Annotated in this window: 11 protein-coding genes; 2 read left to right on the forward strand and 9 right to left on the reverse strand. The window is 37.2% G+C overall.

Going from position 1 to position 12445, the window contains the following annotated elements:
• Positions 1-2: 2 nt before the first annotated feature.
• Entirely contained in the window at positions 3-512 is a 510-nt protein-coding gene (locus Q0L68_RS09715; protein WP_296702290.1) for a heme-binding domain-containing protein, read from the reverse strand.
• A gap of 147 nt (positions 513-659) precedes the next feature.
• Here Q0L68_RS09715 and Q0L68_RS09720 point away from each other — a divergent pair, with 147 nt between their 5' ends.
• Complete coding sequence (locus tag Q0L68_RS09720) at positions 660-1052, forward strand: hypothetical protein (RefSeq protein WP_296702293.1); 393 nt, start codon at positions 660-662, stop codon at positions 1050-1052.
• Here Q0L68_RS09720 and Q0L68_RS09725 read toward each other — a convergent pair.
• From Q0L68_RS09725 to Q0L68_RS09735, 3 genes are read right to left on the reverse strand one after another with little or no spacing between them, the layout of a single operon-like run.
• Complete coding sequence (locus Q0L68_RS09725) at positions 1049-2059, reverse strand: Gfo/Idh/MocA family oxidoreductase (RefSeq protein WP_296702298.1); 1011 nt, start codon at positions 2057-2059, stop codon at positions 1049-1051. The two genes, Q0L68_RS09720 and Q0L68_RS09725, sit on opposite strands and share 4 nt — an antisense overlap.
• 32 nt (positions 2060-2091) lie before the next feature.
• Positions 2092-3531, reverse strand: coding sequence for a DUF1501 domain-containing protein (locus Q0L68_RS09730; RefSeq protein ID WP_296702300.1), 1440 nt, complete (start codon positions 3529-3531; stop codon positions 2092-2094).
• Between the two features lie 4 nt (positions 3532-3535).
• Positions 3536-5920: a DUF1549 domain-containing protein gene (locus tag Q0L68_RS09735; RefSeq protein WP_296702315.1), complete on the reverse strand. Its 2385-nt coding sequence runs from the start codon at positions 5918-5920 to the stop codon at positions 3536-3538.
• Between the two features lie 515 nt (positions 5921-6435).
• Between Q0L68_RS09735 and Q0L68_RS09740 the strand changes: the two genes are divergently transcribed.
• A complete protein-coding gene (locus Q0L68_RS09740; protein ID WP_296702303.1) occupies positions 6436-7002 on the forward strand; it encodes a DUF4136 domain-containing protein in 567 nt (188 codons plus the stop codon).
• Positions 7003-7215: 213 nt separating this feature from the next.
• Here the strand turns inward: Q0L68_RS09740 and Q0L68_RS09745 are convergent, their stop codons facing one another.
• The 5 genes from Q0L68_RS09745 to Q0L68_RS09765 form a co-directional block, all read right to left on the reverse strand.
• Entirely contained in the window at positions 7216-8010 is a 795-nt protein-coding gene (locus Q0L68_RS09745; RefSeq protein ID WP_296702305.1) for an SDR family oxidoreductase, read from the reverse strand.
• A gap of 119 nt (positions 8011-8129) precedes the next feature.
• Positions 8130-8642, reverse strand: coding sequence for a DinB family protein (locus Q0L68_RS09750; RefSeq protein WP_296702307.1), 513 nt, complete (start codon positions 8640-8642; stop codon positions 8130-8132).
• Positions 8643-8653: 11 nt separating this feature from the next.
• Positions 8654-10081 (reverse strand): ADP-ribosylglycohydrolase family protein, encoded by a 1428-nt coding sequence (locus Q0L68_RS09755; RefSeq protein WP_296702309.1) that lies wholly within the window; start codon positions 10079-10081, stop codon positions 8654-8656.
• A gap of 81 nt (positions 10082-10162) precedes the next feature.
• Positions 10163-11209, reverse strand: a complete 1047-nt coding sequence (locus tag Q0L68_RS09760) for a serine hydrolase (RefSeq protein ID WP_296702313.1) — start codon at positions 11207-11209, stop codon at positions 10163-10165.
• A 31-nt stretch (positions 11210-11240) separates the two neighbouring features.
• On the reverse strand, positions 11241-12445 hold a 1205-nt coding region (locus Q0L68_RS09765), incomplete at its 5' end, for an FtsX-like permease family protein (protein ID WP_366938383.1).

Genomic DNA, 12445 nt, shown 5'->3' on the forward strand with positions numbered 1-12445 from the left:
TCTTATTCTGTTGGGGGAGGAGTTCTTCGTCTCATTACCAAACTATCTGCCGGATAGGTAGCCTTTAACATGGCCATTTGATCTTTTGCCCAACTTATCAATATTTCTCTTTCCTCATCAGTCATTTTGGCTTCAGCATGCAAACCAAGATAGGTATAAGAAGGGAGAGGCATTTCCTTTTCTTCTACCATTTCTATCGTTTCTTCCAATTTATGATTTTGATAAGCCAGTGGGCGATTTGTAAATTCAGAAAAGTTTAAATGACCCTTTCCATCAGTCACGTGATTATTTAAAAACAAACCAACTGGTTCAACACTGCTATACCAAGGATACCTGGTTAGATTGGTATGGCAGTCATTGCAGGCATTTTTTAAAATCATATTGACATTATCGGGGATGTTATATGATTTTGAAATATGATATGTATTGTCGTCACTTACATTTTTTTCGTAGGGAATAAATTGAATGGCAACAAGAATAACTACAATTACGATGGAGACTTTCTTAATCATGAGGCTGGTTTTTTAGATTAACAATTCAATATTAAATAATTTCGGCTTTATAATTCTTAAAAATTGCTTAAGACTATTTGTCTTGTTTGACTGGTTTTTTTCGAATTGGTTTAATTCTTGATTTTAATTAAAAGTAAAAAGAAGTTTATGCTTTTAGTTTTTACTTCCGAAGAATTAGAGAGAATAATTGAAAAGTATTCTTCCAAATCTGTCAAGATTGAATTTCTTGGAGATAATCGATTGAAATTAAAAAAATCCGGCATGAGCATCTCTTTGTTCTTAAATGATGTCAAGCCTAGAAAGCTTTCCTTCATTTATAAAATGGGTTCTATAGTTAATTTCTTGGTAGATAAATTCTTGAGTTTCGAAAAATCAGGGATAATCTGGAATAAAGAGACCAAACAAATTGATATCGACTTGGATCAGTTAATTCAAGATGAAAAGCTAAATGGGTTTTATATTCGGCAATTGATTCTTGATACAGAGAAAATGATTCTTGATTTTGATTTAAAAGAGAATGGAGAGGTTCTGAAAGTTTAAACTTTATCTATTCTTTTTTTTGTCAATTCATCCATCACCCAGTTGGTACGAGCTCCAGAATCACCTTTGCTTGGACAGGTATCAATCCCCAATAAATCCCCCACAATGGATTTTATCAATGGCTCCTGAATATGTATAGGAAGGTCGAATCGGAATGTTTCTATATTTTTCCCATCGAGTTCCATAGAAAATTCACCCTTTCCGAAAGTTTCAAAACGTACTACTCCTTTACTTCCATAAATAACTACTTCATCGATCTCTGAATTTTCGGAACTGGAAAAACACCAATTTCCTGTCCCCAAGACTCCACTTTCAAATGCAAAACTTCCCATTACAATATCTTCAGCTTCATAAGCTTTGCCCTGATTGGAAGATATTCCAATTGCATGAGTGATTTTCCCAAAAAAGAAATCCAAGAGATCTAATTGATGTGAAGCTAAATCGAAAAAATAACCTCCCCCGGCAATTTCTGGATTTATTCTCCAGTTTTCTTCCACATTGGCGACAATAGTAGGTTTTAAGGGTTGTTTTAAATTAATGTGAACTGATCGAATTTCTCCTAAAATTCCTTGATCAATTAACTCCTTGATTTTTACAAAATGAGGAAGCGCTCTTCGATAATAGGCTACATAAAGAGGAACGCCCATTTCCCTACAAGTTTGAATCATTTCCTTGCACTCTTCAAAATTCCTGGCCATTGGTTTTTCTACATAAACTGGTTTGCCGGCCTTTGCTGCAAGTTTTGTTAATTCCAAATGGGCATTTGGTGGAGTGGCGATGTAAATGGCATTTACCTCTGGATCATCGATTAATTTCAGAGCATCTGTATACCACTTGGAAACTCCATGTCGTTTCGCGTAATCAATGACTTTCGCCTCATCCCTTCTCATTACAGCCACTAGTTTACTATTTGGGATGATTTTCATCGCAGGGGCAGACTTCACTTCACAGACATTTCCTACTCCAAGTACTCCCCATCGGACTTCTTTATCTTGAAATTTTTTCATGATTTAGCTTAAAATTTGAGGTTGAATCAAGCCTATGCTTTCAGATTTTCATTTAATAGCCCGTATTCAACTTTCCCATGTCCATCAGGTGTAGTATAAAATGGTCTTCGCTCAATTTCGTAATTGGTATCAGGTGCAATCCCCAAAGCATGATAAATAGTCTGGTGAATACTGTCAATCTTTATTGGATTTTCTATGGTTTTGCAAGGTCTTTCATCAGCTGTCTTGCCAAAGACATGACCTCTTTTTATTCCTCCGCCAAAAAGTAACATGGAGCAACCGTCTGTGAAATGCCTATGCATCCCATAGTTTTTCATGTCTTCGATTATATCAGGGACATTTACCTGATCTTTCACTTTTAATCCCGGACGTCCTTCTGTTAGCATATCTCTGCTAAACTCACTTGCCACGATTACCAAGGTTCTATCCAATCTTCCACTTTCATCCAAATCAGAAATCAATTGGGCTATTGGCGAATCAATCATTTTTTTCATATCCTTTAGCCGGGTATGACCATTGTCATGGGTATCCCAACCAAAAAAAGGTTCGTATTCTGTAGTTACGGTGATATATCGGGCACCTTGGTCTACTAGCCTTTTTGCAAGAAGGCAACCAAGTCCAAATTTGCTAGTATTGTATTTATCGTAACTTTTTTCAGGTTCTAAGCTTAAATCAAAGGCTTTGGCCTCGGGTGAATTCAGGAGAATATACGCCTGCTCCATCGATCGTTTGAGGGATTCTTTTTGATAATCGCTGCCAAATTCACCCATCGGACCTGCTGATATCAAATCCTCATAAAGTTTATTTCTTGATTCAAAACGCATACTGGACATTCCAACAGGAGGTCTTACGCTCTCCAAGCCAGAGGTGGGGTCTGGAATCAAAAATGGACCATGTTCACTTCCCAGAAATCCAGCACTGTGGAAAGCTTTAAGCTCTTCACCTTCACCCACTGTAAATCGTTGCCCTATATTGATAAAAGAAGGGATTACCGGATTTAGTGGACCCTTTTCTTTAGAAATCCAGGAACCTAAATGAGGAACTACCACGGATTGTGGAGGTTCATAGCAGGTATGGAAATGATATTGATGCCTTGTATGTAAAATATGACCTAAATCCGCGGCAACATATGATCTAATTAAAGTACCCTTATCCATAATTTTTGCAATGGATTCTAACCCTTCCGAAAAATTGATTCCGTCTAGAGAAGTCGGAATACCAGGGAATGTACTGAGCACTTCTTTTGATTCCATCCCTTTTTGAAAAGGAGTGTATTTCTTTGGATCAAAGGTTTCAGTATGGGCCATACCACCTGCCATGAAAAGTAAGATCACAGAATCGGCGGTAGATTTAATTCCACTGCTTTCACATGAACTCAGTAAACTAGCAAAAGGAGCTCCTGCCGCCATGGTTGCAATGGCTGCACCGCTGGTTCTTTTCAAAAACTCTCTTCTGTTAAATCCTTTTTTCATAACATTAATAAATGAGTTGAAATTCTGGAAGTAAAAGAACTGCCCAAATGAAATCCTGAATTTGCTCCTCTTCAGGCACTTCGCCCATTGTTGCTTTCGCTACAGCAAGTTCTTTATCTAATGGCTTTCGGTTCAGAGCTTTCATATAGAGTGCTTCAGTTAATTTTTCAGTAGTCTCATAATTTGATTTCCATATTTTTGCTCCGCTCCGAAGAGCTGAGTCTAAGACTGTCCCATTAGTAAGCTCTAAGGCTTGTAACAAACTTGCCTGAGAATCCCTGCTGGTAGAAACAATTTCACGGTTTGGTCTTCCTAAAGCGGTCAGGAAACTATTATTTGCCACCAAAGAAGCTCGTGCATAATCCAACTTGGCTCCTTTTTCTGGGTTTAATTCTTCTGGATTATATTTTAAATCCTCTTTTTTAAAGAGTGGGTAAACTAATTGACTAACAGCGTCGGAAAATTGCTCAGCGGTTAATCGTTTTCTTACAGCCCCTGAAAATCTATAATCATCAGCCAAAATCAAATCTGGAGAATTATAACTGATTGATTCAGCTTGATATATTTTGGATGTCCCAATTTGATATATCAAGTTTTTAAGATCATAACCATTATCTACAAATTCGGTTGCCAGCCAATCCAGTAAATCTTGACTCCATGGCTCATTATCCATTTCATCCACTGGCTCCACAAGACCTCTTCCCATCATTTGTTTCCAAATTCTGTTTACAATAGTCCGATACATTCTCCCATTGGATGGCTGTACAAGATTTTCTGCCAATTGTTTTAGCTTTTCTGATCGACTTGCAGCAGAATCAATATCTCCAAGTTCCTCCCAAAGGATTCTTGTATCTGCCATTTTGCCTATAGGTTGTTCGCAGCGACTGATTTCCAGAGTTGAGTCGGCAAAGATGTTAGCAAACGCATAGGACTCTTCCAACTTCCAGTCACTGATAAAACTATCATGACAGGAAGCACATTTCAGATTTAAACCTAAAATAACCTGACCGACATTTTGGGCAGCTTGCATTTCCGTACGCTGGCTTGCATTTACAGTACCTCTCCAGCGAATTCCTTCAATAAAACCTTTAGATTTTTCAGTGGGGTTGAGGAGCTCTTTTACAAATTGATCGTAAGGCTTATTTACTTCCAAAGATTTGTACAACCAATCGGTAATATTAAATCTTCCATTTGTGATATAGCCGGTTCCAGTGTAATCATTTCTTAGGGCATCATTCCAGAAAGTCAGCCAATGCACCGCGTAATCCCCATCTCTATCTAACAAGCTTTTTAACCAAATCTCTCTTTTGTTTTCTCTGGGATCTTGATAAAATTCCTCTAATTCTTCTGGTGAAGGGATTAATCCGATTACATCTAAATATATCCTTCTTAGGTAGGTTCGGTCATCCACCGGCTCGCTCCATTCTAATCTGTTTTTGGCAAAATAATCATCTACCCAAATATCAATAGGGTTTGCCAAGCCACTTTTTGATCGAGGTAAAATGGGTCTTCTGGGAGCAAGTTCAGCTACTCGATAAATACTTTGTTGAGGAGCGTCATCCGGCCAGGGCGCACCCTTTTCTATCCAAAGTGCTAATAATTCCTTTTCCTGAGCACTTAAAAGTTCGCCTTTGGAAGGCATTACCTCTTTATGTCCTTTTCTGAGATTTATCCTTCTAATTAATTCACTTTCTCTAGGGTTTCCGGGGATAATAACTTCTCCATTTTCCCCTCCAGCAAAAGCAAATTCTTTTTCATCAAGTCTTAATTCTCCTTCAATCTTTGCCCCGCTATGGCATTTATAACAGTTATGCGCAAAGACCATTCTTACCTCACCGATCAACTTCATCTCCCTTTCAGGGTTTAATTCAGCTTGATAGACTGCTAAGTTAATAGGTGTTTTTTCAATGGAGTTTTCATCTTGATTCCAAGGGAAAGTTTCAGTTAGGAAATCTTCCCCATGAGTTAAGGATCCTCCAAAATGGCCTGTCACAGATACGGCTATTGCCGTGAAAAAGAGTATTGACCGGAATACAATAATTCGTGAATTTTCAGCAGGTTTCTTACCAACTCTATAAAGAAGGAAAAGGAGAATAAAACTTAAAATAGCAGTTCCAATTCCGATTTGTTGATGAAGATCTAAGGTCGCTCCAGTGGTACCTTCAGCATTAGCAAGTTGATATCCGAAAATTGCCGATAGTATCGCACTTAAACTTCCTGCAATAACCAGCAGAGATATTCCCGGGCGAAATTTAGATTGGAATTTTCGAACTGAAAGCAATTCTAGGACTGCTCCAAAAATCAGAAGTGCAATGGGGAAATGCACAATCATTGGGTGAAGTCGTCCAAAAAAATCCCAAAGCCAAAAACTTTCGGATTCATCCATCATTAGATTTTGTCCTATTACAGGAGTTATACCCATCATACAAATGACGAAGAGGGAAGTAATCAAACGTTTATTAATTGGCTTTGAAATCATCTTATTCTAAAACTTACCAAAAAATAAGTGATTTACTAAAGTTAGCCATCCTGAATTGCTTTTCTTTTTATAAATGGATGAAAGAAATATTTTTAATATGATTATTCGCAATAATACTAGTCCCCATAAATTCTTTGTCAATCTGGCTGGAAGACCGATGAAAGGAGACCGAAGCGGCCTAAATCCTTAAGTTTACCATATGCTATGTTGCTTTGGCATCGTATTGGCACTATATATAGCGAATTCAGCCATAGGCAGAATAGATGAGCAGTAATAGATATTGTTCATTAATTCGTTTTTTGATTTAGTATAATACTTACAATACTAAACATAGGTTTTCTCCTTTTGAGAAACTTCTGTTTATGGTTTTACATGATTTTTGAACTTAAAATAATTAAACCATGAAAAACCAAATAAAATTATTAATGATTTCACTCATAGCTTTTGCAGCATGGAGTTGTTCACCTTCAGGAATGAAAGTAGTAACTCAGGAAAAAGAATCTGCAGAAGTATCAGATTACCATACTTATAATTGGGTATTTGATGAAGCTATGATCCCTGAAGAGAAAATGATTGTTGCACCTGATGGTATTCTGGTGTATAACAATATGTCAGATAGAAAGAAAGTGAAAGATGCAATTGAACTCCAAATGAAGGCTACAGGCTTTGAAAAGGACATTTTGAACCCCGAAATGCTGGTTGACTTCTCCATTTTGGAAAATGATACTGAATTGAGAAAATATGTCTTAAATAATGGACAAGACTATTTAGGGTTTGGTCCTAGATCTGAGACCACTCAAATGGTGCCAGTTGAAGAAGGAACTGTAATTATTAATTTCCTTGATGCTGAAACTGGACGTCAAATTTGGCAAGGATTTGCTTCAGGTACACTTGAAAAAGATGATCTGAAAAGCCTTAATACAATTAACAATAAAGTCGGAGCTATCTTTGAAGACTTCAACTTTGATCAGTTTGGAACTAATGTCCAATAATATCTAAAAACCTAAAACCTTAAAGGGCGACAGAATGATAAATTCTGCCGCCCTTTCTTATTTTCTGCCTATAATCAACTGTAGAGAAAATTTCCCGTTTTGTTACTTTTTCTTAAGTAAATAGGCTTGCAATGAATTGATTTACAATCAATTGAAAATAATTTTTATGTTGTTTGCAGTGATTTTTTTAAGATATCTTATACTGAGTTTAACCTATAATATAGACTTCACTAATCCACCTTCCGCTCTAATCGCGGCTCCGTTCGTAGCTGAAGCAAGGGGGCTGGAGAAATAAACCACCGTGTCGGCAACTTCTTCCACAGTTGCAAATCTTTGGATTAGCGAGGTTGGGCGCATATTTTTAAAAAAATCAGATTCAACTTCTTTTGTAGATGAATTATTTGATTTAGCCAAATCCTCTATGAAAGCACCGACACCTCTTGATTTGGTTGGTCCGGGTAAAATCGTATTTACTGTCACATCGGTGCCTTTTGTAAGTTCGGCCAATCCTCTGCTCACAGCGATTTGGGCTGTCTTTGTCATACCATAATGAACCATTTCATCTGGGATAAATACTCCTGATTCACTTGAAATGAATATAATTCTCCCCCAGTTTTTAGTGAGCATTTTAGGTAAGAAATGTCTTGACAAGCGAACACCGCTCATGACATTGATTTCAAAGAACCTGAACCAATCTTCATCAGGAATTTCCAAAAAAGCTTTTGGTTCGAAAATCCCGGTATTATTGATTAGAATATCTACTTCTGAAATTTCTTCAATCAATTTGTTGATCTCTTCAACTTTTGAAAAATCCGCAGCAACACCACTTACCTTAGAGTTACCGGTAGAAGACTTTAGGTTTTCAACAGCTTTTGTAACACCCTCAATAGTCCTCCCATTTAAAATGACTTCGGCTCCTTCTTTTAGAAATCTTTCTGCGATCGCATAACCGATACCGGCTGTTGAACCACTGATAAATACTTTTTTGTCTGCTAATTTTAAATCCATGAGGTTTTATTTTTAGATGGGATGGGAAAAATGATGAATAAAATTTATCTGTTTTATCAACCATCGTAGGTCTAAGAAAATTCGTAAAGATTTATTTTTTCTTAAAATCAATGTGGAATCTATCTCCACCAACCCTTTTGCTTTCTGAGATAAACTATCTGCCCAGTATGATAGGCATTGTGAGCTGCAATATTTACCAAAGTTTCGCTCCAGCCCACCAGTGACTCTCCTTCCAGTTTTTTAGTCTCAGTTTCTATTTCTGTTAGGATTTGATCCAATTTCTTTACCATATCGCTCCATTCTTCCTCGGAGATTTCGCTGAAGGTGACTTTATTATCTTCATTGAAATTCGGAACTGTTTTACCTTGAATTGCTTTTAAAAGCCTATCATTCCAAAACACCAAATGAGAAACCAATTGAGCAACTGAATGATTTTCCGATCCATCATGCCAATTTGCTTGTTCGGCATTGAGACCTTCGGTAGCCACATTTACTGGAGCAAACCAATTTTCATTGGAATGGGCATATTCCAATTGTTTTACTAGAAATGAATTCATATCCTGTGAGAATACGGAGTTTGAAATGAAAAAAACTCCGAATAAAAGAGCAGCGATAAGTGTGCGAAATTTCATCGTTTTGGGATTTAGTTAAATTCTAATTTAGCTTCTGGTATTGATTGAGTTGGTTTTGGGATATACCATACATCTTCTTCTAAATTCACACCTCCACCTAATTTTTCCTGAACCATTCTGTCCACAATAAAAACCCCGGTTTGAGCCATGTTTTTAAAATTGTCAATACCATCATTTGGAAATCCTCCTCTCGTTCTGTGAATGTTGAATTTGCTTGCGAATTTTCTCCCAAAAGCTTTTTCTACCCCTTCTTTTCCAAGCATAAATCCTAATAATCCTCCCCAAGTTGCGGTAGGATTATCAGAATCCCATCCTGCCAATGCTCCGATTTTAATGGTTTCTTTAATATCACCCTCGCCATAAAATAAGCTAACTAAACCAGCTCCAAAATTAATCCCCGAAGCAAAGCAGCCATTGCAAACAGGATCTTTGGTATACCAATCGTATCCTGAGTCTTGATTCACTTGATATTTTATGTGAAGGCTATCTCTTGTAGTCTCCCAGGCTAATCCTGCATCATAACTTTCCTTTACAAAATCATACATGCTCGCTACCGGAGAACCTTCCGGAAGCCTTTTTCTAGCCTCATTCGCTATCCAAAAAAGTTGATCTTTTACCGAAAAGTTAGAATCAGATAAGGATGCCAAAGAATACATGATCACATAAAATTCTGCTGCCCATTGCGCATTAAATCTTGCCGTAGTCTGTATGGGAAGTTCGGCAATTTCCAAAGCGATTTCAGGTCGTGTTGGAGCAAATAGACCAAAAATCTCTGTAGTCAATTGTGCATCGATCATTTCGTAATCCTTGTTGTTTTCTGGATCACCAGTAGCTGGAGGAAGCATTCCTCCCCGCATTAAATCGTGCGCAGTTTGATTGGAAACCCAAAGGTAATTTTCTTTAGAAACTCCGTCTTTTCCAAGAAAAGGGGTGTTTTCATCTGAGTAAATATGTTTGAGCCAACCGTCTCGGATTTGTTCAGGAGTAAGTGAAGTGGTTTGATTCTCATACATGAGCGATTGATAGATATATTCAATATCTGTATCATCATCTGCTCCCCAAACGCCTCCTTCTGGCTCAAAAACGAAGTCAATATTCCTTCCCATATCTGTTCCGATTTCTTCCCAAATAGCGGGTTCATCAGGACCTCCCCAATTCGCTCTAGTATAGAAACCCGCTCCTTTTCCATCTTTCCCTTCGCCTCCAATCTTATCCATTTCAGTTACCAGTCCCGTCCAATTTGCAATACACTGTCCTAGCCAAAATCCATAGAGTTTCTCTGCATACTCTTTTCTAGAAATCTGAATATCACCTTCCTTTGGGGTATAGGAATGGTATTCTAATTTTGGGTCAATAATTTCTGAGGTAGTTTTCTCTTTAGGACTACAAGAAAAAATTAGAATCAGAATAGCTAGGAAGGTTAGTTTTAAATTCTTCATGGACAAAAAGATTTCCATTAAGATAATAAAACCGTCAGTGGCAAAAAATCAAAAGTCATATCCATAGTTCTGGAATTAAAATTAGTAGTTAAGCCAATCTGCTGCTGGTTGAGGATCTTTCAAATAAATAGAAACAATTTCTTTCAGGGGAGCCAAACCATTTTCGCTATTGCTGAAGTATACTACCCCATTTCCAGTCTTGATATTAAGGGTGAAGAAACCTTTGAATGTATAATTATCGCCCCATTGGAAAATCTGATTTCCATCCGGGGTTTTTTGAATCCCAACACCCAAGCCCCAAAAAACAGGATAGTCAGTTTCTTGATTTTTCTCGACAGGCGCTACTGTCATTGACATTTGGTCAAGATAACCCGTGTTTCCATTTTTATTTTTAAGTAATTCAACAAGAAATTTAGCATAGTCTGTTGAAGTTGTCTGAAGAGACGCAGCGGCGTTTGGTTTTTGGATTTTTGCTTTTGGATTTAAATCACCGTTTGATTTATACGAGACAGAGAAATCATCTTCAAACCCTTCCAGAAAAATATAGCTGCTTCTACTCATTTTCAGAGGAGTAAAGATGTATCTCTGAGCCAGTTCTTCTAAGGATTCCCCTTTCAGATGTTCGATTACTTTTTGAAGCCAAACAAAACCTTCCCCGGAATAGCTATATCTATCGCCCGGATCGTAAATAAATTTCAGCTTCTTTTTTCGCCAGTTAGGCAATCCACTGGTATGGCTAAGAATCATTTTGGCAGTAACTTTTAAATGCCGCTTGTCAGCATTTACATCGGGATAATCGAAATATGTAACCAAAGGCTGGTTCAGGTCTAGAACTTCTTCCTCCACCATTTGCATTACCAAATAAGCGAAAACCGGCTTGCTAAGTGACGCCGCAGAAAAAACAGTTTCATCTCCCAGGACTTCACCTGTTTCCTGAGATTTAACTCCTAAAGCTAATGATTCAGAAATCTCCCCATTTTCAATAGAAGTAATAGAAAGACCGGGAATCGAATTTTTCGACATTATTTCGATCAATTCTTTCGTTCTATTCTCTTCTTGGGCATTGGAATTAAAAGTTTTACAAAAGAGAATGAGGAATAAAATCGGGATTTGAAATGAATGGTTCATAGATCTTTAAATCTCTTTTGTTTTCAAATAATCACCTTTGAAGCGTATCGTTGCTACCTTCTTGCAAAGAAGAAATAGGATTGATTAAATAACTTCTGAAGGATTGGATTAGGATCAGTGAAATAGACAGAATTGAAAATAGGAATATAGGAGAGGAGAGGATCCAAAACGAAATTTTGGTTTGAAATGCATAGTTCTCAAGCCATTTGTTTCCAAGAAAATAGATTAATGGAATACTGAAAATTCCTGCAAAAAGAAGTGAACCAAAGGTGCCTTTTCCGAGAATTTTAGTGATGTCCATAAATCCTGCTCCCAAGGTTTTTCTCACGCCAATTTCTTTGATTTTAGAGGAAGCTAAGAAGTAGGTTAATCCGAAAAAACCTAAAGATGCAACTAAAATAGCCAAGCTTGAAAAGATCTGAAATACCTGGAAAAAATTCTCATCTCGCTGATATTGTTGATCATAAAAATCATCAAGAAAGTAGTAACTGAAAGGATTTTCTGGAAAAGATGCATTCCAATAATCTTTCATTTCACTCAATAAAATATCCTCGGAAGCTTCTTTGTATTTGATAAAGACAAATAAATCCGGTTGATCTCTAAGTTCAAAAATGATAGGTTGATAGGCTTCTTGAAGTGAAAATTGATGGAAGTTTTTTACAACCCCAATGATTTCTGGGGTTGAGTTTACTCTGTAATGTATTTTCTCTCCTATTGCCTCTTCAGGGGAATTGAAACCTAACAATTTTGCGGCTTCTTCATTTATAATAATGGATCGCTTTTCATTTCTTTGCACATCAAATTCCCTTCCGGCTAAAACTTCTATTTTGAACTGGGAAATGAAGTTTTCGTCAATTTGGGTAAATGAATAGGTATTAGCTTGGTCTTCCGGGCTTCCTAATTTTCTTACATAGCCTTCAGCTTTTCCCCGAATGATTTTTCCCGGAATAAAATTCGCGCTTGTCAATCCAATGATTTTTGAATTTGACGAAATTGAATTTTGAAAGCTATTCATTCTTTCTTGCAAGTTTACACCTTCGCTTTCCACGCTCGGACCGGCAAGTACCAAGGTTTTCTCTAAATCCAAACCGGCATTTGAATTCTTCATGAATTTTAACTGGGATGCAATTAGCAGTGTAAACCCTATGACGAAGATGGAAATGGCAAATTGAAAAATGACAAGAGGGCGCTGGATCCGGAGCTTGACTTGGGACTTAGTAGTGATTGACCGAAAGG

It is taken from the genome of Algoriphagus sp. (genome assembly GCF_024642405.1).
GTDB lineage: Bacteria > Bacteroidota > Bacteroidia > Cytophagales > Cyclobacteriaceae > Algoriphagus.